Origin of the sequence: Mucilaginibacter sp., assembly GCF_041660805.1 — a bacterium.
GTDB lineage: Bacteria > Bacteroidota > Bacteroidia > Sphingobacteriales > Sphingobacteriaceae > Mucilaginibacter.
This window is the reverse complement of record NZ_JBAZVP010000005.1, coordinates 245,658-267,685: the sequence shown is the minus strand read 5'-3', so window position 1 is coordinate 267,685 and position 22,028 is coordinate 245,658. Positions and strand designations below refer to the sequence as shown.

Annotated in this window: 29 protein-coding genes; 21 read left to right on the top strand and 8 right to left on the bottom strand. The window is 42.3% G+C overall.

Going from position 1 to position 22,028, the window contains the following annotated elements:
- Positions 1-296: 296 nt before the first annotated feature.
- On the bottom strand, positions 297-839 hold the full coding sequence (locus WC743_RS10185; protein WP_373011864.1) for a carboxymuconolactone decarboxylase family protein: 543 nt from the start codon (positions 837-839) through the stop codon (positions 297-299).
- Positions 840-966: 127 nt separating this feature from the next.
- On the opposite strand from WC743_RS10185, the gene WC743_RS10180 reads away from it, so the two are divergent.
- The 19 genes from WC743_RS10180 to WC743_RS10090 all read left to right on the top strand — a co-directional run bounded on the left by WC743_RS10180 (position 967) and on the right by WC743_RS10090 (position 15,590).
- On the top strand, positions 967-1,548 hold the full coding sequence (locus tag WC743_RS10180) for a spondin domain-containing protein (RefSeq protein ID WP_373011862.1): 582 nt from the start codon (positions 967-969) through the stop codon (positions 1,546-1,548).
- 323 nt (positions 1,549-1,871) lie between these two features.
- Entirely contained in the window at positions 1,872-2,315 is a 444-nt protein-coding gene (locus WC743_RS10175) for a DM13 domain-containing protein (protein ID WP_373011861.1), read from the top strand.
- 10 nt (positions 2,316-2,325) lie between these two features.
- Entirely contained in the window at positions 2,326-3,255 is a 930-nt protein-coding gene (locus WC743_RS10170; protein ID WP_373011860.1) for a hypothetical protein, read from the top strand.
- Positions 3,256-3,545: 290 nt separating this feature from the next.
- Positions 3,546-4,142, top strand: a complete 597-nt coding sequence (locus WC743_RS10165) for a sigma-70 family RNA polymerase sigma factor (protein WP_373011859.1) — start codon at positions 3,546-3,548, stop codon at positions 4,140-4,142.
- Positions 4,143-4,151: 9 nt separating this feature from the next.
- Entirely contained in the window at positions 4,152-4,421 is a 270-nt protein-coding gene (locus tag WC743_RS10160; protein ID WP_373011858.1) for a hypothetical protein, read from the top strand.
- A gap of 77 nt (positions 4,422-4,498) precedes the next feature.
- Positions 4,499-4,870, top strand: a complete 372-nt coding sequence (locus tag WC743_RS10155; protein ID WP_373011857.1) for a hypothetical protein — start codon at positions 4,499-4,501, stop codon at positions 4,868-4,870.
- A 236-nt stretch (positions 4,871-5,106) separates the two neighbouring features.
- Positions 5,107-5,400: a putative quinol monooxygenase gene (locus WC743_RS10150; RefSeq protein ID WP_373011856.1), complete on the top strand. Its 294-nt coding sequence runs from the start codon at positions 5,107-5,109 to the stop codon at positions 5,398-5,400.
- A 262-nt stretch (positions 5,401-5,662) separates the two neighbouring features.
- Entirely contained in the window at positions 5,663-6,121 is a 459-nt protein-coding gene (locus WC743_RS10145; RefSeq protein WP_373011855.1) for a YHS domain-containing (seleno)protein, read from the top strand.
- Positions 6,122-6,173: 52 nt separating this feature from the next.
- Positions 6,174-6,623, top strand: a complete 450-nt coding sequence (locus WC743_RS10140; RefSeq protein WP_373011853.1) for a YHS domain-containing (seleno)protein — start codon at positions 6,174-6,176, stop codon at positions 6,621-6,623.
- A gap of 53 nt (positions 6,624-6,676) precedes the next feature.
- The gene (locus WC743_RS10135) at positions 6,677-7,348 is read left to right on the top strand and encodes a phosphopantothenoylcysteine decarboxylase (protein ID WP_373011852.1); all 672 of its coding nucleotides are present in this window, start codon (positions 6,677-6,679) and stop codon (positions 7,346-7,348) included.
- Between the two features lie 20 nt (positions 7,349-7,368).
- Positions 7,369-7,779 (top strand): DoxX family protein, encoded by a 411-nt coding sequence (locus WC743_RS10130; protein ID WP_373011851.1) that lies wholly within the window; start codon positions 7,369-7,371, stop codon positions 7,777-7,779.
- 2 nt (positions 7,780-7,781) lie between these two features.
- Complete coding sequence (locus WC743_RS10125) at positions 7,782-8,282, top strand: hypothetical protein (RefSeq protein ID WP_373011850.1); 501 nt, start codon at positions 7,782-7,784, stop codon at positions 8,280-8,282.
- Entirely contained in the window at positions 8,270-10,057 is a 1,788-nt protein-coding gene (locus tag WC743_RS10120) for an NRDE family protein (RefSeq protein WP_373011849.1), read from the top strand. The genes WC743_RS10125 and WC743_RS10120 overlap by 13 nt, the downstream gene beginning before the upstream one ends.
- Entirely contained in the window at positions 10,054-10,716 is a 663-nt protein-coding gene (locus WC743_RS10115; protein WP_373011848.1) for a LysE family translocator, read from the top strand. The genes WC743_RS10120 and WC743_RS10115 overlap by 4 nt, the downstream gene beginning before the upstream one ends.
- Before the next feature lie 97 nt (positions 10,717-10,813).
- Entirely contained in the window at positions 10,814-11,191 is a 378-nt protein-coding gene (locus tag WC743_RS10110; RefSeq protein ID WP_373011847.1) for a thioredoxin family protein, read from the top strand.
- Positions 11,192-11,278: 87 nt separating this feature from the next.
- Positions 11,279-12,274 (top strand): alpha/beta fold hydrolase, encoded by a 996-nt coding sequence (locus WC743_RS10105; RefSeq protein ID WP_373011846.1) that lies wholly within the window; start codon positions 11,279-11,281, stop codon positions 12,272-12,274.
- Between the two features lie 108 nt (positions 12,275-12,382).
- Positions 12,383-12,616, top strand: coding sequence for an MmcQ/YjbR family DNA-binding protein (locus tag WC743_RS10100; RefSeq protein ID WP_373011845.1), 234 nt, complete (start codon positions 12,383-12,385; stop codon positions 12,614-12,616).
- A gap of 708 nt (positions 12,617-13,324) precedes the next feature.
- Positions 13,325-14,593: a site-specific integrase gene (locus tag WC743_RS10095; RefSeq protein WP_373011844.1), complete on the top strand. Its 1,269-nt coding sequence runs from the start codon at positions 13,325-13,327 to the stop codon at positions 14,591-14,593.
- Positions 14,583-15,590, top strand: a complete 1,008-nt coding sequence (locus tag WC743_RS10090; protein ID WP_373011843.1) for a YhcG family protein — start codon at positions 14,583-14,585, stop codon at positions 15,588-15,590. Before WC743_RS10095 ends, WC743_RS10090 begins: the two co-directional genes overlap by 11 nt.
- Positions 15,591-15,686: 96 nt before the next feature.
- Here WC743_RS10090 and WC743_RS10085 read toward each other — a convergent pair whose 3' ends face one another.
- The 7 genes from WC743_RS10085 to WC743_RS10055 form a co-directional block, all read right to left on the bottom strand.
- Complete coding sequence (locus tag WC743_RS10085) at positions 15,687-16,283, bottom strand: hypothetical protein (RefSeq protein ID WP_373011842.1); 597 nt, start codon at positions 16,281-16,283, stop codon at positions 15,687-15,689.
- A complete protein-coding gene (locus WC743_RS10080; RefSeq protein ID WP_373011841.1) occupies positions 16,280-17,332 on the bottom strand; it encodes a hypothetical protein in 1,053 nt (350 codons plus the stop codon). The genes WC743_RS10085 and WC743_RS10080 overlap by 4 nt, the downstream gene beginning before the upstream one ends.
- Before the next feature lie 219 nt (positions 17,333-17,551).
- Complete coding sequence (locus WC743_RS10075) at positions 17,552-17,719, bottom strand: hypothetical protein (protein ID WP_373011840.1); 168 nt, start codon at positions 17,717-17,719, stop codon at positions 17,552-17,554.
- A gap of 10 nt (positions 17,720-17,729) precedes the next feature.
- Positions 17,730-18,176 carry a hypothetical protein gene (locus WC743_RS10070; RefSeq protein WP_373011839.1) on the bottom strand — a complete coding sequence of 149 codons (447 nt, stop codon included), beginning with the start codon at positions 18,174-18,176 and terminating at the stop codon, positions 17,730-17,732.
- A gap of 40 nt (positions 18,177-18,216) precedes the next feature.
- Positions 18,217-18,699: a J domain-containing protein gene (locus WC743_RS10065; protein ID WP_373011838.1), complete on the bottom strand. Its 483-nt coding sequence runs from the start codon at positions 18,697-18,699 to the stop codon at positions 18,217-18,219.
- Complete coding sequence (locus WC743_RS10060; protein WP_373011837.1) at positions 18,686-18,880, bottom strand: hypothetical protein; 195 nt, start codon at positions 18,878-18,880, stop codon at positions 18,686-18,688. The genes WC743_RS10065 and WC743_RS10060 overlap by 14 nt, the downstream gene beginning before the upstream one ends.
- An 8-nt stretch (positions 18,881-18,888) precedes the next feature.
- Positions 18,889-19,500 carry a hypothetical protein gene (locus WC743_RS10055; RefSeq protein ID WP_373011836.1) on the bottom strand — a complete coding sequence of 204 codons (612 nt, stop codon included), beginning with the start codon at positions 19,498-19,500 and terminating at the stop codon, positions 18,889-18,891.
- Positions 19,501-20,148: 648 nt separating this feature from the next.
- Between WC743_RS10055 and WC743_RS10050 the strand changes: the two genes are divergently transcribed.
- Positions 20,149-20,730, top strand: a complete 582-nt coding sequence (locus tag WC743_RS10050; RefSeq protein ID WP_373011835.1) for an RNA polymerase sigma factor — start codon at positions 20,149-20,151, stop codon at positions 20,728-20,730.
- 68 nt (positions 20,731-20,798) lie between these two features.
- The gene (locus WC743_RS10045; RefSeq protein ID WP_373011833.1) at positions 20,799-21,950 is read left to right on the top strand and encodes a FecR family protein; all 1,152 of its coding nucleotides are present in this window, start codon (positions 20,799-20,801) and stop codon (positions 21,948-21,950) included.
- Positions 21,951-22,028: the final 78 nt, after the last annotated feature.

The following is a 22,028-nucleotide window of genomic DNA, read 5'->3' as shown; positions in this document are numbered from 1 at the left end:
AAAATAAGATCGACGGTAATAAATTGTCCTAGGGATCCAAGCCAAAGCACGCATTCCCTGAATGCCAGCTCCCCGCTTATGAACCATAAATCCATTTTGCCCGCAGCTTTATCGGAGCCGCACAGACAAGCACTTCAATTACTTATCTTTAATGACTTTCAAAAAGAAGCTAAACTTGAATTTTTTACGTTTCCAAGCCACTCCTGGCATAAACGGGCAGTTATAACTCTATTATTGTCTAACACGGTAAAATACAAAGCTGCTGCAATAGGAAACAGCTTTGTACGCCTTAGGTATTAGTCTGCGGTGAGCTCAGCAGCTAACGGAAAATCTACGGGCACTTTTGTTACTGCGTGTAAAATATTGCTGATGGTTCGGTCACCTATCAGCATGATGACATCGACCAGATTTTCTTTCGAGTAACCGGCATCAAAAAACGCTTCCAATAGCGACCTGGGAACATGCCCATTGCGTTCTGTCAAACTTTTGGTAAAGCGGGCAAGATTATCCAGTTTCACGTCTGTTTTGCTGTGCCCCTTACGGAATCCGATGATTTCGTCGCCTGAGAAACCGGCATTTTTGGCGATGACACTATGCGCGCTGAGGCAGTAAATACAATCATTAGATTGACTAACAACCAGATTTACGACCTCGACTTCTTTGGTGCTTAGAGAGGTTGGGGCATTTTCCAGATTTATGTAAGCTTCCAACGCGTTTTCGGAGTGCGCCAGAACGGTGTAGAGATTTGGCACAACGCCTAAGCCAGCCCTTAGATTATCGTATAATCCCTGGTTTTTAATAGATACCTCCTCACGTGGAAGGACTTTAAATGGTTCCATAGTATTTTTATTTGTTTCCGCTTTAGTCGGAGACCGATCAAATACCTTACAGCATTTCATTATTTATCAGGCTGGTAAGCCTACAGCCAATGGCTTAACGAATATCGCGGAAGCGGGCGATAACGCTGTGCTTTCATCTTATGTTAAAGGCATTACCGGCATTTTTACACCGCTTTCGCCTATCTTAGTTGTCATATATAATGGTATAGATAATCCTATCTATAAAATTGGCGAAAATGACCGGGGCGAAGGTTTGAAACCACTGGCTCAGCAAGGCAATGCTGATACGCTTGCTGCCTATCTCAAGACATTTCCCGGTGTAAAACAGGTATATGTATTGCCTGCTCCTACCACAAGGGTATTGCTACCAGTGATCGGAGGTCAGCAAGGTGGTGTGGTCTCAACCGAATTTTCGGCTGCTAAAGGTGATCGTCTGGCGATCGCAACCATGTATGGCTTCTCGAACGATTGGTTCTTTGCATCAACCGATAACGGCATTGACGCCACTCAAAAAGGAGACGTATCTAATACGATCCAGCTATTTGACAACGGCACAGCGGTCAATCAATTTCCCGGTGCAGGTATAACACAATTTAATCTGGCGGGGACTCCTTTAAAAGAAAGCAAGCCGATCGCGGTTGTTCCGAATCCAAATTCGTTTACCACATTGCCGGAAATAGCTAAGATCATTAAAGTAACGATCAAGTAAGTGTAATGCATCAAACGAAAAGACTGCCTCAAAAATGAGGCGGTCTTTTTTGGTTTAAGGGGTTATTAAGCACTATCAACGCAACTGCAAAATCCCGTTGAAGCTGGCCAATGCGTAAACATAATAGCGTATGCTGGCAACGCATTTAGCCATATGATGACCATCTTAACTACTGATCACCAGATAAATACATTATGAAAACCGATGAGCTATTTCATTATTCCTGCTTGTTTCACTATACAACAGTAATATTATTGTTACCGCAACTGTAAGGTTTGTCGTAAAGCTCCGACCAATGAGGAAAACCTTAAAATCAAGACTGTATGAAAATGAAAAAACTCTTTGTACCCTGCTTGCTATTTCTGCTGACCGCCGCTGTCGCGGCTGGTTGCAAAAAAGAGAGCACGCCAACCAGTGCCTTAAATGAAAAAGTAGACCCTGCCGTATCCGCGCCCCAAAGCAATAGCAGCGGTTTCGCTAACGGCCCTTATGGCGCGGTTACCGGCACTGCCCGGATATATCTGACCAATGGTAAATACCAGCTCGCACTCGAAAATTTCAATAGCAGTAACGGGCCCGATCTAAAGGTATACCTCAGTAAAGAACAGAACCCGGTAGGTTTTGTAAACCTGGGTTCATTAAAGTCCACCAGCGGAGATCAGCTATACGACATACCTGCCGGTGCAGATGTGAAAGATTATACCTACGCCCTGATCTATTGTCAACAGTTCAGTCATTTATTCGGTTATGCAAAACTCACCTATTAAACTTTAAACGATGAAATATTTTTTAGCATGTCTGGTAACTATGGCTATCAGTATTAAAGGATTTGGACAGGGTTGCAGTGATGCCGGCTTTTGCAGTCTGGGTTCCTTAAAAAATCACATTGAAAACGATTCATTATCGGGGGCAAAAAAACGGCGGTTCAGCCTTGGTATCAACTATGGGCGTGGTGAGCAGAACACCAGCACGATAAATGGTTATGCCGAATACGCCGTAAAGCTTAACAACACCCTCGCATTCCAGTCCAAGATCACCGGCACCTATGCGACCGGGTTTCTAGGAAGTGCGTTTAATGTAGGGGATGTTTATGCCACCTTTAATTATTCGCCTAAGGTAAGTGATGCCAACAGCCTAAGCCTGGTCGGAGGTATAAAAGTCCCGGTCAGCTATGGCAATTCAAAAAACAGTGAGGGAAAGCCCTTACCACTTGATTACCAGGCCAGCATTGGTACCTATGACGCCATTGGCGGAATAAATTACATTATTGATCGCCGGTGGGAGTTCAACGCAGCGATCCAGGTCCCGGTTATACAGGTAAACAAAAGCACCTATTTCCCGGATGAATTTAGCGACCCGAGAGCATTGGAGTTTGCTCCGACCAATCAATTCAAGCGTAAAAGCGATGTGCTTGCCCGGGTAGGGTATTATATTTTCCTGCAGCAATCCTCCATTATTTTAAAACCGAGTTTATCTGGCATTTACCATGTCGGCAACGATTCATACGAGAACAGGTTTGGGCAAAGAACCGGCATCGCGGGATCACGGGGGCTTACTTTGAACGGCAGTATCGTAGCCACCAAACAATTGAAGAATGGTAACCAGATCGAAGTTTTTGTAGGAACACCGTTTATTGTACGCAAAGAGAGGCCTGACGGACTGACACGGAGTGCTGTTATCAACTTTCAGTACACCATCGCCTTTTAAGTCGGCAGGATAAATCTAATACTCTGTGATGATCCTCGAATATTAAGAAAGATGTGTTGAGATTGAAATTTTATATTAAATGATTCATCACCGGTAGCGGGAAGAGGCTGTCTCCATTGAGGCAGCCTTTTTATTAATGCTATTCCAATCGCGATATGCGACAAATTATTCATATATCTCTTAACAATCTGTCGGCAAAATACGGTTATCGTTAAAGTAATAAATTTTCAGGAAAACCGTAAGGAATAAGCAGAACATACGACTAAGATCATGAACAATCACTTAAGTATATGTCAAATGGATATAATGAAGGCGGCGTGGAAACGCAAAGCCTAAATGCGAAACTGTGGGTTAGTCGCTATGCGGATTACCTGTATAGTTTCGCCATAGCACGATTGAATGATGAGGAACTGGCCCGGGACCTGGTACAGGAAACATTTCTTGCCGGATTAGAGAAGCTCGAGGCGTTCCAGGGAAAAAGCTCGGAAAGAACATGGCTGACCGCTATTTTAAAAAACAAAATCGTTGATGCTTACCGGAAAAAATCCTCCGGACTTGAGGTACGGAGATCTGAAGATGAAGAAGCAAAGGCTCACGAGGATTTTTTTGAGGCTTCAAACGGGCATTGGCGTGACGATCACCGGCCGGTCGATTTTATGACCGACCATGTTGATCCACTTATAAATAAGGAGCTGAGCGGTATCCTGAAAACATGTATGGGAAAATTACCATCATTATGGCTGGCCGTTTTCTCCATGAAGCATGTGGATGATGAATCTACGGAGGTGATCTGTAGCTCCTTGTCGGTATCGGCTTCCAATTATTGGGTGATCATGCACCGTACCAAGGTGAATCTGAGGGCTTGTCTTCAAAAAAATTGGATTTAATTAATGATTATGAATGAGTTAACTAAGATCGCCTACAATTGCAAAAAGGCGACATTTCTTATCGAAAAAAAACAGACCGGCGAGATCAATATCCGGGAAAAGCTGGAACTTAAAATACATCTGGCCGGCTGCAGTATTTGCCGGACATTTGAAAAGCAAAGCCTCATGATCAATCAAATGGTGAAAAACCTGATGGGCGGAGCTGATGAAAAACATTTGGATGAAGATTATAAAAAGCATTTACAGGAGATCATTGATAAAAAGATGAATGAGCATTAAGCATATCTGCGTTCGCAGAAAAACTTCGATAAATCTGTAAGGTTAACCAGCATCGGGCGACTAAGACAGAAAAACGAATGAAAACAAAAAGTTTAAAATCAGTATTAGCCGCTGCAGCAGCGGTGATCCTTTTCAGTGGTACAGTAGTTGCAGCTCCATTGCAAAGCAAGATGGGGTCAGACACATCCAAAATGGCCAAATCAAAAATGAGCCATCCGAAATCAAAGATGGCGCACGATAAAATGGCCGGAAGCAAAATGTCTGACGGAAAAATGGCTGACAAAAAGATGGCTGATAAAATGATGTCCGATAAAAAAATGTCTGACGGAAAGATGGCTGACAAAATGATGTCTGATAAAAAAATGTCTGACGGAAAGATGGCAGACAAAAAGATGTCAGGTAAAAAAATGGATAACGGGAAAATGAAAAAAGATACTACGAAGATGTAAGTGTTGTTTGATTGTTCGACGGAGGAGCTAATATGCTTCTCCGTTTTTTTTTGAGCTCCCAAAGTAAATAAACATTACCCTGAAGGTAGACCGCAATATAGACAGCGCCGCAGGTGGATCCCGGCTGGCTTGCACATTCAGAATTAGTTCATTACGTCTCAGATCATAAATAACCTGAAGGTTCTTTATGTCGAGTCATCAATATTTAATAACCATTAAAACCAAAAAATCTAACTATGGTAAAGTTTGCGTTACTGGCAAGGCTTGAGGCTAAATCAGGAAAAGAACAAGAAGTGGAAAATTTCATCAAGGGAGCTTTACCGCTTGCACAACAGGAAACCGAAACGGTAAGCTGGTTTGCTTTGCGTATAGGTCCGTCAACCTTTGGTATCTTTGATACTTTTGAAACGGAAGATGGCAGAAAAGCACATTTAGGGGGCGAGATAGCCAAGGCACTGATGGCGCAGGCTCCAGAACTACTGGCCTCAGACCCGGTGATTGAACAGGTTGATATTCTCGCTTCCAAATAAGTCCCCCCCCTTCAGAAAATTTATCGTTGACATAGACTAAATTGATATGCCGCGATTTGAAACCGCGATCCCTTGATCAATCAATGGGTCGCGGTTTTGTTTTTAGCCTGCATCGCCCGATCACAACTTTACCGCCTTCATAGCCTTCTTGTCAACCCCAAATTTAAGCTGATTCCACGATGGCAAAAAAAACATTAACAAGGATGTAAGGAATTAGAACTGATTACGACAAAGCAGGAAAACATAACGAATTCTTAAGGAAATGAAAAAATTATTTGCTTTAGCAGTATTAAGTTTTAGTATAACGGTTTGCCTTGCCCAAAAAGTAACGACCAGCAACTTTAATCTTGATAAAAACGGTCTGGCGATCGAGGGATATGATCCGGTCGCCTATTTTACAGCCAATAAGGCCATGGAAGGCAAAAAAGAGATCACGCTGGTGAACAATGGCGTGACCTATCGCTTTGCATCGGCTAAAGACAGGGAGCTCTTTAAGGCTGATCCGGAAAAATACCTGCCACAATACGGCGGTTGGTGCGCCTACGCTATGGGCGCCACAGGCGAAAAAGTAAGTATTGACCCTGAAACTTTCAAGCTGGTAGACGGGAAACTTTACCTGTTTTATAACCAGTTTTTCAACAACACCAAAAAATCATGGAATAAGGACGAGGCTAACCTAAAAGCTAAAGCCGATGCTAACTGGATCAAGACCAATAAATAAATCGCTGTGCCTTGTACAGCTCATCAACTACTCACGATAAATCAACACAACAATGAAACGTACCCTAATCATCACAGTCCTGGCAATCTTCACCGTAATCCAGGCGTATGCGCAAAAACAAGAGATCTTCGCTCCGGGCGGAAAGGCGATCAAAGGTTATGACCCTGTGGCCTTCTTTAAAGAATCTAAAGCTGTTAAAGGCTCGGACAGCCTGAGTTACCAATGGAAAAATGCCACCTGGCTTTTCGCTAACAGCGCTGATATGGAAGCTTTCAAGGCGAATCCGGATAAATACGCGCCTCAATACGGCGGCTATTGTGCCTATGGTGCTTCTGATGGTTCAGGTCATAAAGCCCCGACCCAAACCGAGACCTGGACAGTTGTAAATGAAAAACTCTATTTCAATTACAATCCCAAAGTGAAAGAACTGTGGGTGAAAGATCAGGAAAATTTCATCAAGAAGGCGGACACGAACTGGCCTACGCTAAAAGACAAAAACTAATTTTTTAGAGGGCCGGCAAAATACCGTCGGCCCCTATATACTCCTTAATGTAAATGGATAAAGAAAAACGAGCAGTATTGATCACGGCGGGTCCAACAAGGGAAGCCATAGATCCTATACGGTATATAACCAATCACTCGTCAGGAAAAATGGGTTACGCGATCGCCGAAGCTTTTTTGGATCTGGGTTATCCGGTAGTCCTTGTTTCCGGGCCGGTAAATATCGCACTCGAACACCCTGATCTAACTGTTGTACAGATCAATACAGCAGATGAGATGCATGCCGCCTGTTCCGGTCATTTCGACCAGGTTGCGGTAGCGGTCTTTGCGGCTGCGGTCGCAGATTACAAGCCCGCGATCGTGCATCAGGAGAAGTTAAAAAAGTCCGACGAGGAATTTAACCTGCTCATGGTCAAGAATGTCGATATCGCTTATGAATTTGGCCGGCAAAAAAAGGAAACACAGGTAGCAGTTGGCTTCGCGCTGGAAACGAATGAGGAAGATCAGAATGCCGTTTCCAAACTTCAAAGAAAGAATTTAGACCTGGTTATTCTTAATTCTACCCGTGACACCGGCGCAACATTCGGCTTTGACACGAACAAGATCACGATCATCGATCAATTATTGAGATATAACAGGCTGCCGCTGAAAACCAAAAAAGCTGTCGGTGTAGAGATCGCCGTTGCAGCGCTTGATGTCTTGCGACAAAAACTTGAAACTACATAAAACATTAACCTCATAACAATATGACGACTTCACTAAACGTAACGATCTGGGTGTTACGCCTTGCAGCAGCAGTTATCATGCTGCAGACCCTGTATTTTAAATTCATGGCTGCCCCTGAGTCGGTCTATATATTTTCAAAACTTGGTCTTGAGCCCTGGGGAAGGCTTGGGATTGGCTCGTTGGAGCTTATTGCTGCCATACTTATCCTGGTGCCAAAAACGACCTCTTTAGGCGCATTATTGGCCGTTGGCGTAATGGCCGGAGCCATCTTCTTTCATCTGACCAAATTAGGTATCGTCGTTCAGAACGACGGCGGGATGTTGTTCCTGCTGGCGCTGATCGTTTTTGTCACAGCAGCAATTTTGCTGGTGATCTTCAGACGACAGCTTTTCGGCTTTATCCCTTTTTTAAAAATGATTAATACCAAATAACTATGCAACTGAAAGCACCAGTGCTGAATTTATTAGAGCAATTACAATTTGTGATTGAGCTGCTCAATAATAAAGCATACACATCTCCTGTAAAAATATTAGCAAATGCTACGATCGGCCAACATACGCGTCATATCCTGGAATTCTTTATTGAGCTTAATAAGGGCTACGAAAACGGTACCGTCGATTATGACCGGCGGGAACGCGACCATCGCATTGAATCGGATAAATTCTTCGCTGTTGAAATGATGCAGCAGATCGGCGGTTTGGTTGAAAAACCAGAGCGGGAGATCAATTTACGTGCAGAATACGGAAACTCATCTACTTCTGCAGTTTCGGTACCTACAAACTATAGCCGCGAACTGGTTTATAATATGGAGCACATGGTCCATCATATGGCCTTGATCAGAATTGGCGTCGAAGCCACGACTATGATCAATATTCCTGCGGAATTTGGCGTAGCAACATCCACATTGAAATACAGGCAGACATGTGCACGGTAACCTATGTGCCGGGAAGTAATGGTTTTTTTCTTACCTCTAACCGCGACGAAAGCTCACGGAGAAGTACGGCTTTGCCGCCAAAAGTATATAGTGACGCGGAATTCTCTTTGCTTTATCCCAAAGACGCAGATAAGAACGGGAGCTGGATCGTTGGAAAAAGCAATGGCAATGTGATCGTTCTGCTCAACGGCGCCTTTGAGAAACATGACGCGACCCCACCTTACTTTAAAAGCAGAGGTTTGATATTGATCGAAATTATTCGTTCAGCGTTTCCTGATCAATTTTTTAGGACAATGAACCTTGACGGCATCGAGCCCTTTACCTGTATTCTGCATACCGGAAGTCAATTCGTAGAATCCCGGTGGGATGGGTTAACGAAACATATACGTGTGCTGGATGAAAGGAATACCTATATCTGGTCTTCAGCCACTCTTTATAATAAAGACTCCCGCCGATTACGGGAAGAATGGTTTAATGATTGGTGCGGACGCGGTAATCCCATCACAACGGAAGAAATTCTTTCCTTTCATAAATCCGGCGGGGATGGTAACCAAAACCATAGTTTAATTATCGACAGAGCGGGAAAAATAGGAACTGTAAGCATCACCAGCCTTTTCCGTAGCTCCGATAAGTTATCAATGACACATCTTGACTTACGTTCAGGTAATGAAACTGTAGATGAAATGCCTATACTACCGCATGTCCGGCATCATTTTCAACGGCCAACAAAGTTAAAATTAGCCATCCGAACAGCGCTCATCCGATTATTTCATTGGGAGTTCTGGTCATTTAATGCTTTATATGGCCCGATTATATTTTACTGGTTTTGGTTAAGCCTTAAAGCGCGTTCTTTCTTCTTCTTTAGTACAGCAAATCCGCTGATTGAAAATAGTGGGTTTACAATGGAAAGTAAAGCGGCGATCTACCCTCTTATACCAAAACAGTACGTTCCAAAGACTTTACGGTTCAGCAGTGATACAAATTGGGCGGAACTGGCAGCTGTATTAGCCGGTGAACGGTTAAGCTACCCATTGATCGCCAAGCCTGATATTGGCGGCAGAGGTATCCGGGTAAAACTTGTTCATTCGGCCAGCGAATTGCAGGAATATGCCAGCGAAACGCCTGTTGATTACCTTGTTCAGGAACTGATACCTTACAAAAACGAAGTTGGCATATTTTATTGTCGCCTTCCGGGTGAAAAACACGGCCGTATCACCGGGATCGTAGGCAAAGAATTTTTGCAGATCAAAGGAGACGGCCGATCAACCATTGGAGACCTTTTATTAGCGGAACCCCGTTTTGTGTTACAATACAGGGTATTGGAGAAAATGTTGGGATCGAAGCTGGATGACGTTCTTCCCGACGGCGAAAACCGGACACTTGTACCCTACGGAAATCATGCGCGTGGGGCCAAATTCATAGATCTCAGTCATTTGATCACCGAGAAATTTAATATATCCTTCGACGCTTTTTGCCGCCAAATACCGGATTTCTATTTTGGCCGTCTGGATGTGATGTACGATAACTGGGACGACCTGGAAAGTGGTAAAAAGTTCCAGATCGTCGAACTCAATGGAGCTGGCAGCGAGCCAACGCATATTTATGACCCCTCACATAGCCTGCTTTTTGGATGGTCGGAAATTATTCGTCATTGGAAGATACTTTATGAAATTGCGGCGAAAAATCACAAGCAAAGAGGTATCCCCTACCTTACCTTTCGTGAAGGTTGGACGATGCTGAAGAAAAACAGTGAATATTTTAAGATCGTATCATGAGTCACCGCAGGAACCTACGCCTTTTTCTTGTGGGCTGGAGTATTAGCTTCCTTGGCGCCCTGTCGATCGGTACACTAAACACTACCGTAGCCAGCTATACGCTCCAAGGAAGATTTCTCGACGGTTTTGAGTTCGGTATAGCAGCCATACTTGTGGAAGTAATTGTCGTTCGGTTGGCGCTTACCTTAATTGAAAAACTGGCACACTTACAAAAGTTGTTCCTCGCGCTGAGTATTTTAATGTGCGCCGGAATATTTTTTCTTGCCTACCTGACGCTGAGCGCAGCCTACCATATGACGGACTTTGTAGATGTTTTGCCTTTTGCAGGGATGCATGCTTTTTATTCCGGATTGGTGTTGAGCCTGCTCAACCCGCTTCACCTTCCCTTCTGGATGAGCTGGTCGGCGGTGCTGAGAGGCCGGGGATTACTGCAAGCTAACAACACATCCTATAATATTTATATAGGGGCAATAGGTTCAGGAACAGCAGTAGCCTTTTCTATTTACGCGATCGCGGGTAACTTTTTGATGGAAACGTTAAAAGCAAAGCACCATTTGATCAACTGGATCCTGGGCGGAACATTTTTATTGACCGGCATGGTCATCGCGTTTAAATTAATAACAAAGAAATTGAACTTAAAAGGAGTCGTTTCTCCCTGATTACAACAAATAGATAACAGATATGAAAACAAGATCGATCAGATCCATCCTAGCCTTAGTGGCAATTACGGCCGTCATATTCATGACCGCTTGCAAAATGAAATATAAGCCGTTGCTAAGTTCCAAGGAAGGGATAAACTTTAAGGGATTAACGCTTCACGAGGCCCTGGAAACTGCGAAAAAGGAAAATAAGCCATTGTTTGTATTCGCACATGCATCGTGGTGTCCTACATGTAAGCAAATGGAGAAAGAGGTCCTCGTGAAGAAAGAATTAGGCGACTCCTTTAATGAAGACTTATTGAACGTAGCTATTGATATCGATTCGCCTGCGGGAAAACAACTTCAGCAATCCTACCCGATCCGGGCGACACCAACTTTGCTTTTTTTTAATGCTGATGGCAGCCTGAAAAAGAAAGTTGAAGGTTCTGCATCGTCTGACGAGTTGTTAGCCGTGGCAGCTTCATTTAAAAAGTAGCTATTCGAGCTATGCGTGAGGTTGCCGGCATCTCTTTAACAGCCAACCGTACAACCGAAAAGAAACAATTAATTTTTAAACAGCAACATGACGAATTTGAAAAAGTTAAGCACATTTATCATTGGCATTGGGCTATTAGGTACCTATCCGTTGGAAATACGCGCACAAAATGTCGCTAATCCTCCGGCATTGAAAACAACAGGCAGTAAATCCAATACTGAAAACCCAGTAAAGACCAGGCATAAAACCGTTGTGATCAACGGCATCAAGATCTTCTATCGTGAAGCAGGATCGCCGGATGCGCCGACCATCTTGCTGTTGCACGGATTTCCATCCTCGTCCAGGATGTACAATACCCTGATAACATCTTTAGCTGACAGATTCCATCTTATTGCCCCGGATTACCCGGGATTTGGAAACAGCGATACGCCTCCGGCCAGTAAATTCAAGTATACTTTTGATCATATTGCCGAAATTGTAGACCAGTTCACCATGGCAATCGGCCTACAAAAATATTCGCTGTTTCTTCAGGATTACGGCGGCCCCATCGGTATGCGCCTGGCCATTGCGCATCCGGAACGAGTAACCTCGATCATTATACAAAATGCTGTTTCTCATGAGGAAGGCTTGTCGCCATTATGGGAGAAACGACGGGCTTATTGGAAAGACAGAGCGGCTAACGAGCCGGCCCTAATGAAAAGTCTTACCTCTCCTGAGGCTACCAAGCAAAGACATATCGGCACTAACCCGCATCCGGAACTGATCGACCCTGATACCTGGAATGACGAGCTGACCTGGATCAATAAACCCGGTGAATTAGAAATTCAACTAGACCTGTTTTACGATTACCAGAACAATGTGGCATCTTACCCCAAGTACCAAACCTATCTGCGGAAGTATCAACCGCCTATGCTGGTTGTTTGGGGTAAATATGATCCGTCCTTTACAACCGCTGGCGCGGAAGCTTACAAAAAGGAAATACCGGGCTGTGAAATTCATATCCTCGATGCGGGACACTTTGCGCTTGACGATAACACAGCTGAGATAGACCGGTATATCCGTGCCTTTTTCGACAGGCTTTAATTTGATGGACTGCCCGATTAAGGAGCAAGGTAGTTGGCGCCAATTACCTTTGACGAAATCCAAATTTGAAGCTGACAAACTTCATCACAAGATCGACTAATATATTATATGAATGTAGAAGAGTTCAGAGTGTTCTGTTTGTCATTGCCTAATACCCATGAAGGGATGCCTTTTGAGGGCTTTTTCAGGAATTCACTTTCAATCCTTGTATTTTATATGGGCGAGAAAATGTTTTGTCTTTTTGACCTGGATAAATTCGATTACTGCACTTTAAAATGTGATCCTGAAATTATTGACGAACTAAGAGAACATAAGGATATCAGCTCACACTTCCAGAGGTAGATTTAGCATTCAAAAACAGCCCAAAAAACCAGATGAAGGATCCCGAACCTTTTCAAAGAATTTTGATCAATTTTATTTTATAAATGAGATTGTTATTGGGGAATTCGCACATAAAAAGCTTACACGGTTGTTGCTGTAAATCAAGCTATGTTCGACAGTCGAACATTTTTGCCGAGAAATTTTTCAAATAAAGTTTTGAATTTGTTAGATTTTGTCCCTCAAAGATGAAGTTAGTCGGCGAAAAAACAATATTTAAATCTATGTAACTAATTGATTTTTAATTCACTAATTAGTAATAAAAGAGGAATTAAGTGTTCGACCTGACCCCCATCATCTCCACTGAAAAGACCTTCGCCAGAAGGTCTTTTTTTGTAAAAGCGCGTTTCCAGCGTTTTTAGAGGGTTTTTGAAAATAAAAGTCTATCAAATTTGACCAGTTTCTTTAAGTATAAAAGGCTATCATAAAGGCTACCATCCACATTTTAAAAAGTGGTAGCCTTTTTATGAGGTAAACCACTGATCGTCATTATTTTAAGCAAGGTTGAAAAAATCCATATCAGATTCAATCAATCTGTTTAAAGTGCGTTTGACGGCCTTTGAAATGGCCATTTTGATGCTGAAATTGGTGATCTTACCTATTTCGATGATTCAATGAAGTCGGGTTTTGAGAGCGAACGAAAACAAATCGTTCACTTAAAATCCAATTTCCATGAAAGTAAATGAAAAACTTTCCATCCTGGTATTGCCAAAAAGCGCCAGGAAGTCCAAAGACGGCAGCTTATCGCTGGACATCCGTATTACCGTCAATCTTAAAAGGGCCGTCATTTCTTTAGGCCAAAAAGTCCCGGAGAATTTATGGGACCAGGAGGCTGGCAGAATGAAGGGAAGCACACAAGAAGCCAGACTTGTCAACAATACCATTGAAAATGCCAAAGTAAAGCTTCGGCAACTGTTCAGTACCCTAGAAGCACAAGGCGAAGAAGTTACGGTAGAAATGCTCCGAGAGGCTTACCAGGGCAAAACAGAGCAGCCTAAAACCTTGCTCAATGCGATTGATTTCGTTATTGAGCGTTTTGAAAAAAAGGTGGAGAAACAACATCGTTCGATTGCTTCGCTCAAAAAACTAAGAACGATCCGCGTAAAAACAGTAAGCTTTATTCAGCATCAGTATAAAGCGAAAGATATACGACTGGATAAAATCAGGTTTGCATTTGCAGAGGACTTTGTGGACTACCTGATGTTAGACGAAGACATTAATGGTAATACAGCGAAGAAATATTTAAAGCATGTTAAACACGCTATAAAAACTGGGGTTGAGCGGAACTGGATACCCACCAATCCAATACAAACCTATAAATGTGGGTATATCGATCCTGAACGAGACATTTTGACTGAGCAGGAAATCATGATCCTTTATCACAAACATTTTGAGATTAAGCGATTAGAGGAAATCAAAGATGCTTACCTGTTTATGTGTTTTACCGGTTTTGCTTATAAAGATACCAGCTTACTGACTACCGATCACATCATTAACTTTTTTGATGGTCAACAATGGGTGGTCAAAAACCGGCATAAAGTAACAAGCACTATTTGCCGGGAAAGTGTACCGCTATTACCTATCGCTAAAGAAATCATCGAGAAATATAACAACCATCCTGTCCGCAAAAGCAAGGGGTTGCTATTGCCTGTTTTGAGTAATCAGAAGTACAACGCTTATCTAAAGGAAGTTGTGGACATCTGTGGCATCAACAAAATTTTAACTACGCATACAGCCAGGCATACGTTTGCTACTACGGTCACCTTGGCCAATGGTGTGCCGATAGAAACAGTCAGTGCATTGCTCGGCCATAAGTCGATAAAAACAACGCAAATCTATGCGAAGATTGTCGCCCAAAAGATCAGCGAGGATATGAGCGCATTAAAACAAAAGCTTGCCATTAAATTACCCATCTTAACCTTACAAAGCCATGAAAATTAATCCATCCGTCATAACAGATATTAAAACCATTATCCTTAATTCCAGGGATAGTGCGATCCGTGCCGTAGATACCGAACGTGTACAGATGTACTGGCGTATCGGACAGCGTATTTTTGTAGAAGAGCAACAAGAAAAAGACCGCGCCGATTATGGTGCACAGCTGCTAAAAACTATTTCGACACAATTGGAGCCCGAATTTGGCAGCGGTTTATCTATAAGACAATTGGAGCGCTATCGACAGTTTTATCGCACTTTCCCAATTGCGTCCGCAGTGCGGACGCAATTGGGTTGGACACATTATAAAATGCTCATAAGCATTGATAACCAGGACAAAAGAGATTTTTATATTGCGGAAGCTGTAAAAAACAATTGGTCATCCCGCCAACTGGAGCGCCAAATTCATAGTAGTTTGTGGGAACGCTTACTAATGAGTAACGACAGTAACGACATATTGGCCGTTGCCCGGAATGAGCAGCAGCCTGCTGATGCTAAGGACATTATAAAAGACCCGATGTACCTCGAATTTTTAGGATTGCACCGTGAAGCGTCGTATTATGAAAAAGATTTAGAACAAGCGATTATCACCCATTTACAGGACTTTCTTTTAGAATTAGGCAATGGGTTCGCGTTTATAGCAAGGCAAAAACGGCTACATATTGAAGGCGATGATTTTTTCATTGATCTTGTGCTATATAATCGTCTTTTACAGGCATTTGTCATTATCGAGATAAAAACTACCCGGCTTACTCACCAAGACATCGGGCAATTACAGATGTATGTAAATTATTATGACCGGGTAGAAAAGAAAGACTTTGAAAAACCGACCATCGGCATTTTACTTTGTGCAGATAAAAACAATGCAGTTGTAAAATTCTCTCTGCCGGCGAATAATAAAACCATTGTTGCCAGTGCATACAAATTATACCTACCCTCAGAACAGCAGTTGATCGATGAAGTGCAAAAGGAAATTGAAAAAAGAGAAGGCAACCATCCTTAGACAATGAAATTGGAGGCCACAATTTGTGGTCTCCAATTAATACTCTTCAAGGTGCCAAATTGGCTCCTTAAAACATTTCGCAGCTGTTACCTGGACTTATATTGTTTCCCGTAGTGCCCTGTTTCTTTTTCGCGCGTCGACATAGGCATCATAATTTTGTAAATTAGGAGCCCAATCATAAAAGATTCCGCTTTTTTTATCTATTACCTCTTCATATTGAGGTATAGTTATATTTAGATGCTGGTCAAAAATTTTATAGGATTTATTGTTTACAGTTTCTACAAAGACTTCCAAATGGTATTCACCCGGCAAAAATTCATAGTCTGTATTTCTTGATAAAAGAAAATGGTGATTGCTCGAAATGCCCTCTTTATTTACGAATAAGCCACTACCGCGAGCTAATCCGCTATCACCATATACCCACACATTAAAATTCTGAATTGTTTCACCTCTTTGTAAACGCAAATACATATTCTGAATATATTGCCCTCTATCGGATGTGCTATACAACAGCGTTCTGATAAATACTTTTTGCTCTTTTTGATTTTCCAAATTCACACCGTCGGGACCAAAAAATATAGTGGTTGGCCTTGTCATTTTAACCATTCCTTTTTTTAACCGGGAGTAATAAAATGTCAATGCGGAAATCAGCAACGCTAATAAAGAAATAGCAAGAGGAATATAATTGTTCATTTTTTAAATTTTAATAAGAAGTACAAGCCATTGTTTTTAATTTCTCTTTTTTCTTCTTTAAACTCCAGGTATGATTGACCGGCAGTCATACTTAAAGACGTTAAAATCGCATATTGTATTGGTATGCTTGCCACAACAGTCCCGACCAAAGGAACATAAGTTTTATAATCCTTCATCTTATCTACAAAAAGTCTAAACGTTTTACTTTTCAGATTTTTCATTTTTGTTTCCAATTCCCTAAGCGGTTTTTGTATTTCTGAGTAGAATACCGCTTCATACTCCTTATGATTTATATTCGTGTCAAATAGCTGTTTATTTTTGACCTCAATGGCATTAATGGTTTGGTAGAATAACCCTAATTCATCTTTGAGTTTTAATTTCAATTCCAGAATATCTTCCAAACTTAAATTATCAGGATTTGGTAATCCGATTTTTAAAGCATCAAAAGCCAAAGATTTTGAATAGCCCTCTACGCCGGATTTAAAATTTAGTTGCTCTGATTCCTTTATTAAAGCGGTAAAAAGATGATTAAGATTATTACTACTGGTGATGCAAGTCTGGCCTTCCATGAGCAGCTTAACAAACCATTTTAATTTAAACGCATAATACCACCATACTAAATTCACTCCTACTGGTTTCCCCGGCTCAAAGTCGAAGATATTAGTCATTATATCAAACACCTCTTCCGTTATAATCTTAGTATCCGGCTTCTCGGGATGTAATGGGTAGATATAACTATTACTTGCATTGACTATTTCACTAATCTTACTTGCAAATTGCTTCTCATAAGGGTCATCAGCTTTTTCATCCCTTTTAGTAATCGACATTAACCCCTCATCGATCAGCAGCTTATAGTCTTCTCGAAATTTCCTTGGAATAAACTGTATGTCTTCAACCCCGGCAAATTCAAATTTACCATTTGTTGTCTCAAATTTGGGAGTGTAAACCGCGTCATTAACAATGTTTATCTTGTCATAGTAAAGGGCAAGCAATTTAATTTCATTAGCTGCTTTGGGTGTAATATCGGAGTTATAGTAGATTTCCCGCATTTAGGTTGATAAGGTAAAATTGAAATTAAAGATAAGCATAATAGGTTATTATAAGTCTTAAAAGTAAAGCGCCGACTGTTTTTGCCATAAAAAACAAAATCACTTAAAAACAGTCGGCGTTTTGGGCCCCCGATGTATATCGGGGGCCGCCGGGCAATTTTAACAGGCAAAGCCCTGTGTCTGTAAAAACACAGGGCTTTTAAATTGGCTTAACAGGCGTTAGACGTATGCCGAACCTGTAAAATATTCGCCCCAGGCGTTCAATATTTTGGCTTTATTACTGCCATCGGCGTACTGGAATAATTTAAAGAGGGTGACGGTAAAGTTGTTGAGGTTTCTTTCCTCTTCGTCCATCCACTTATCATACAGGCATTTTTCGTTTTCCATGATCTTATTTTTAAATGCGTTTTAAAAATCCTTGTTCCTGTATGTTTTGCAGCCATTGGTTTGCAAATATGACATGGTGCAATTGCAGGGTGCGGTCGTATTTGTCCATTTCGTTACCCTCGAAAGTGATACTTTCCTCGTAAATCGCTAAGTTGGCTTGCTGATACATATACGGCACAATTTTTACCTTGTCAACTGCCGTTAAATCTTCTCCCCTTTGGTCAACTACAATGAAACACATCTCCGGGTCTTGCATCAGGTCGAAATTCTGCACATAATAATGGCATAAGCTGTACAAACTGGCTTCGCCCCAATAGGTCGTTACATTTCCCCCTACTTTTTCAATGGTTAAGGGCATAAAAGGATCATTTTCGATTTTCAAATGCTGACCGCCATTCATGCGGTCAAGCAGTAAGCAAAATATTTTGGTGCTATGCTGATTTAATGTTTTCATCATAAAAAATGCGCCCTTTATGCGGTTGCGCCTCCGTTTTTGATTACTGAATAAAATTATTTCGCCTCGGCTTGTCCTCGTTCAATACCGCACTACCGTACTTATTTCGTATCTCGTCCAATGATTTACCGCTGCTTTTATTCACCTTGTATTCGGCAGTTCGGAAATACCACGCCTGTTTTTTTGAGGCAAATAAGAAACCCGCCATTTTAAGCGCTGCCCTTACAGGGTAGGTGTTTTTTGTTACCCATATCCAATAGCCAACAAGTTCTATGACTATGCCGTCTAAATGGATAATTTGCTCAATGGCATGACGGTAGGCTTCGGACGATAATATCTCGTTTTCTGCTTCTTCATCCGTCATGTTTGACCCTTTAATCGCTTTAGCGGTCGCATAGGCATACTCGGTATTTATCTGTTGCATGGTCGCAGTATCACCGCCTAAGTCCGGATGATACTGTTTAGCCAGTTGCTTATATCTTGCCTTTACTGCTTCAAGCGTGGGGCAATCGTTAAACCATTTCATAACTGTAAGTATTTAGAAAGTCGTTAAACTCAAACTGGAAAGCTTGCGGGTCTGATTGAGCTAATTGCTCGGCATAGCCCTCATAAAATAACTGGTCGGTCAGTTCTACAAATAATTCGTACATGGCATTGGAATTTGGAGGTGAAACCTTAAAAATGCCTCCCGATAAATCGGGAGGCATAACTTCATTTAAGCGTTTGGGAATACAATGTTGGCTTCTATCTCTGCCAGTTTTTCGCCACAGGCGTTAAAAATGAATTGTGATACCAAACGGATTAAGCCGGGGGTTGTGGTGACAAACTCCCTGTTCTTATCATCCTTAATAATCAATTTACAGCCTTGGTAAGGGTTGTCTTCCAACTCGTCGTTTTCTTGCCTTAAAGCCACTTCAAAGGCTTCCAATTGCTTGATGCGGGCAATCAGGTTAAGGCGCAATATGCTCCAACGGTGCAGGGTGTCCACAGCCTTTAAAGTCAATTCCAAATTTGGTGCGGGCTTGATGTACTTAACTTCTGTTTTTGGTTCGTCTGCCCTTATTTCCTGTTTTTCGGCATGTTCTGCAACGTTAGCGGGTTGGTTATCCACTGTAGCGGGATTACCGGCCTGAGCCTCGGCAGCTTGGGTTGCCTCAACTTTCGGAGCCTCGGCAGGTTTTTGATCTTTAACGGGTTCATCTTTTTTGTCCTCCTTTGCTTCCTTGCCTGTAATGTTCGGGCGGTTTTGAGTTTTAACATCGGTTGCTTTTTTTGCCTGTGCGGTTGTACCTTGTACCCCTGTCGCATTTTTTTGTGCTGTTTTCATTTTTTTTGAATTTTAAATGGTTAAAAATTTTGTTCTATCAAGCCATTTCGGAAAAGTCCCATTTGGCCTTTGATAGAGGCAAATCACTTGCGCGGGGGGCTGGCGGGGCAAGGCTGGCGGCGGAAAATACGCTCTCCAACACATCGCCCGCAGGGCAGCCTATAAAAAATTGAGAGGAAGATTTTGCGGCGGCATTTACATGGCCTTGACCGCCGAAGAGGTGTATATTTGCCTCAAGCAAAGGTCAAATGAAGCTCCTTATTGATAAACTGGTCTTATTCCCGGTATCTTAAAAAACAGGTCTTAGCGATTCGCCAGTCTTCAATTATTTATTCAGGTTTAAAGGGGGAACTGCCAAAACGGTTACCGTTACCGTTCGCGGCACCCGGAGGGCGTGGTTCACCTTTTAAACCGGGTCTTGACGAATAAAGGCGGGGTTAGAATAAAGCAAATGCCTGGCCGGCTTTTGCTGTGTGGACAGGGAAGTTGGTGAAAGAATGAGCGAAGTTACTGAGCGAATGAACGAACCTGCTTCACCTGCTTTGGGTAGCTTAACAAACTGTTAACATAGCCGTTACCAGCATCTTTAAAAAAATTTAATTAATATTGGCCTGATTATCCGTAAATTTAACTGAAGGTTTTTTTGGCATGGCGGCATACGATGAAATGTCCGATTCTGAATTGGTCGCCCTTTTAAAAGAGGGTGATGAGCATGCCTTGCGTATGATCTACCGGAAATACTGGAAGCTATTGTACAATGAGTGCTGCCGCCGCCTGAATGACCCTGCACAAAATGAAGAACTGGTACAGGATATTTTAGCCAATCTTTGGGAAAAAAGAGCGGAACGCGAAATTGAAAATCTCGAAGCTTACCTGACCACCGCTGCCAAATACGCGGTGTACCGCCAATACCGCCGCAACCAATCCCTGCCCTTTTTTGAAGAACCGTTGGAACATATGGTTTATGAAGAAAGCGAGGCTGATTCCGCCTTGTTTTTAAAGGAACTGCGCGTTTTTATCGATCAATGGCTGGAGGCACAGCCTGAGAAACGCCGGGAAATTTTCAGGCGGCGTTATTTTGAAGACCAGACCACCGAAGAAATCAGCCAGCAAATGGCTGTACCTCAAAAGACCGTTCAAAATACCCTGCGCAATACGATGGTCGCCTTACGCGCGGACATTGCTAAATTCCTTGTGCTGATGCCATTTTTTATGGATCATCATAAATAATTAAAAAATATTTTTATTTTTTCGGGAGTTACTAAAAAAAAGGACACTGTATAAAAAACAGTTGTGCTATGCCCGACCAAAAAAGGAAAGAATTTCAAAGGCTCGTTGACAAATATCTAAATGGTACTGCCACCCCTGAAGAGCAGGAAGCACTGGATCGTTATTACCTGCTTTTCCGCGATGAACCCGAAGATACCGGCTTGTTAACGAAAAAACAAATGCTGGCCCTGGAGGAACGAATGGAAAATGGTTTGTTCAACCGTATCCAAAAGTCTGCCGGGGTAAAAAGATTGTGGCCGCGCATTGCCGCCGCTGCATCTATCGTGCTATTCCTGTCTTTTGGAGGTTATTACCTGTTGCACAAACAAAAGCCGCAACAACAAACCGCTCAAATCAACAAACAAGATTTACAGCCGGGTAGCGATAAAGCGATACTGACCACATCAAACGGGCAAAAAATTGACCTGACCGCAGCCCGTAAAGGAAAAATCACCGTCCAGGGGAATACGACTGTTAACAAAACCGGTGACGGCCACATTGTTTATGAGCAAGCGCAGCAATCATCAGGTTCGGCTGAACCATTAGCTTATAATACGATGACTACCCCCCGTGGCGGGCAACATCCTTTGACCTTATCAGACGGCACCAAAGTATGGCTGGATGCCGCTTCGTCCATCACTTTCCCTGTAGTATTTGGAGGTAATGACCGTTCGGTTAAAATCACCGGGCAGGTCTATTTCGAGGTGGCTCACAATCCGGCAAAGCCGTTCAGGGTAAGCGCCAATGGTCAAACGGTTGAAGTATTAGGAACCCATTTTAATATCAATGCCTATACCGATGAACCGGAAATGAAAACGACCTTATTGGAAGGTAGTGTAAAAATCATAAAAGATGGAAAAACGGCAGTACTTATACCAGGGCAACAAGCTTTGGTTTCATTTGGACCGGCTAAAAATATAGTCGTAAAAGAAGCGGACACCGAAGAAGCTATTGCCTGGCACAAAGGCTTGTTCCAGTTCCATGACACCAATATTCAAACCGTTATGCGCCAGTTATCCCGCTGGTATGATGTGGATATCAGTTACGAGGGTAAGATCCATGACAGGCAATTTTCAGGTAAAATGTACCGGAATGTGACGGCCTTAACGATAGCTGATATATTAAGCTACAAAAAAATACACTTCAGAATTGAAGGAAAGAAAATTATCGTAGAACCATAATATACCTGATGATATAGACGAAGATTAACCCAAAAAGAAAGGAAAGAATGGAAAAATCATACTAAGCAAAAAGCAGCA

What these genes read in the sequence shown, in the direction of transcription:
- WC743_RS10080 (WP_373011841.1), bottom strand. Translation starts at nt 17,332, where the DNA reads ATGCGGGAAATCTACTATAACTCCGATATTACACCCAAAGCAGCTAAT.
- WC743_RS10155 (WP_373011857.1), top strand. Translation starts at nt 4,499, where the DNA reads ATGAAAACAAAAAGTTTAAAATCAGTATTAGCCGCTGCAGCAGCGGTG.
- WC743_RS10135 (WP_373011852.1), top strand. Translation starts at nt 6,677, where the DNA reads ATGGATAAAGAAAAACGAGCAGTATTGATCACGGCGGGTCCAACAAGG.
- WC743_RS10105 (WP_373011846.1), top strand. Translation starts at nt 11,279, where the DNA reads ATGACGAATTTGAAAAAGTTAAGCACATTTATCATTGGCATTGGGCTA.
- WC743_RS10085 (WP_373011842.1), bottom strand. Translation starts at nt 16,283, where the DNA reads ATGAACAATTATATTCCTCTTGCTATTTCTTTATTAGCGTTGCTGATT.
- WC743_RS10185 (WP_373011864.1), bottom strand. Translation starts at nt 839, where the DNA reads ATGGAACCATTTAAAGTCCTTCCACGTGAGGAGGTATCTATTAAAAAC.
- WC743_RS10160 (WP_373011858.1), top strand. Translation starts at nt 4,152, where the DNA reads ATGAATGAGTTAACTAAGATCGCCTACAATTGCAAAAAGGCGACATTT.
- WC743_RS10050 (WP_373011835.1), top strand. Translation starts at nt 20,149, where the DNA reads ATGGCGGCATACGATGAAATGTCCGATTCTGAATTGGTCGCCCTTTTA.
- WC743_RS10060 (WP_373011837.1), bottom strand. Translation starts at nt 18,880, where the DNA reads ATGCCTCCCGATTTATCGGGAGGCATTTTTAAGGTTTCACCTCCAAAT.
- WC743_RS10125 (WP_373011850.1), top strand. Translation starts at nt 7,782, where the DNA reads ATGCAACTGAAAGCACCAGTGCTGAATTTATTAGAGCAATTACAATTT.
- WC743_RS10090 (WP_373011843.1), top strand. Translation starts at nt 14,583, where the DNA reads ATGAAAATTAATCCATCCGTCATAACAGATATTAAAACCATTATCCTT.
- WC743_RS10075 (WP_373011840.1), bottom strand. Translation starts at nt 17,719, where the DNA reads ATGGAAAACGAAAAATGCCTGTATGATAAGTGGATGGACGAAGAGGAA.
- WC743_RS10095 (WP_373011844.1), top strand. Translation starts at nt 13,325, where the DNA reads ATGAAAGTAAATGAAAAACTTTCCATCCTGGTATTGCCAAAAAGCGCC.
- WC743_RS10170 (WP_373011860.1), top strand. Translation starts at nt 2,326, where the DNA reads ATGAAATATTTTTTAGCATGTCTGGTAACTATGGCTATCAGTATTAAA.
- WC743_RS10150 (WP_373011856.1), top strand. Translation starts at nt 5,107, where the DNA reads ATGGTAAAGTTTGCGTTACTGGCAAGGCTTGAGGCTAAATCAGGAAAA.
- WC743_RS10140 (WP_373011853.1), top strand. Translation starts at nt 6,174, where the DNA reads ATGAAACGTACCCTAATCATCACAGTCCTGGCAATCTTCACCGTAATC.
- WC743_RS10110 (WP_373011847.1), top strand. Translation starts at nt 10,814, where the DNA reads ATGAAATATAAGCCGTTGCTAAGTTCCAAGGAAGGGATAAACTTTAAG.
- WC743_RS10165 (WP_373011859.1), top strand. Translation starts at nt 3,546, where the DNA reads ATGTCAAATGGATATAATGAAGGCGGCGTGGAAACGCAAAGCCTAAAT.
- WC743_RS10120 (WP_373011849.1), top strand. Translation starts at nt 8,270, where the DNA reads ATGTGCACGGTAACCTATGTGCCGGGAAGTAATGGTTTTTTTCTTACC.
- WC743_RS10070 (WP_373011839.1), bottom strand. Translation starts at nt 18,176, where the DNA reads ATGATGAAAACATTAAATCAGCATAGCACCAAAATATTTTGCTTACTG.
- WC743_RS10055 (WP_373011836.1), bottom strand. Translation starts at nt 19,500, where the DNA reads ATGAAAACAGCACAAAAAAATGCGACAGGGGTACAAGGTACAACCGCA.
- WC743_RS10100 (WP_373011845.1), top strand. Translation starts at nt 12,383, where the DNA reads ATGAATGTAGAAGAGTTCAGAGTGTTCTGTTTGTCATTGCCTAATACC.
- WC743_RS10130 (WP_373011851.1), top strand. Translation starts at nt 7,369, where the DNA reads ATGACGACTTCACTAAACGTAACGATCTGGGTGTTACGCCTTGCAGCA.
- WC743_RS10045 (WP_373011833.1), top strand. Translation starts at nt 20,799, where the DNA reads ATGCCCGACCAAAAAAGGAAAGAATTTCAAAGGCTCGTTGACAAATAT.
- WC743_RS10065 (WP_373011838.1), bottom strand. Translation starts at nt 18,699, where the DNA reads ATGAAATGGTTTAACGATTGCCCCACGCTTGAAGCAGTAAAGGCAAGA.
- WC743_RS10175 (WP_373011861.1), top strand. Translation starts at nt 1,872, where the DNA reads ATGAAAATGAAAAAACTCTTTGTACCCTGCTTGCTATTTCTGCTGACC.
- WC743_RS10145 (WP_373011855.1), top strand. Translation starts at nt 5,663, where the DNA reads ATGAAAAAATTATTTGCTTTAGCAGTATTAAGTTTTAGTATAACGGTT.
- WC743_RS10115 (WP_373011848.1), top strand. Translation starts at nt 10,054, where the DNA reads ATGAGTCACCGCAGGAACCTACGCCTTTTTCTTGTGGGCTGGAGTATT.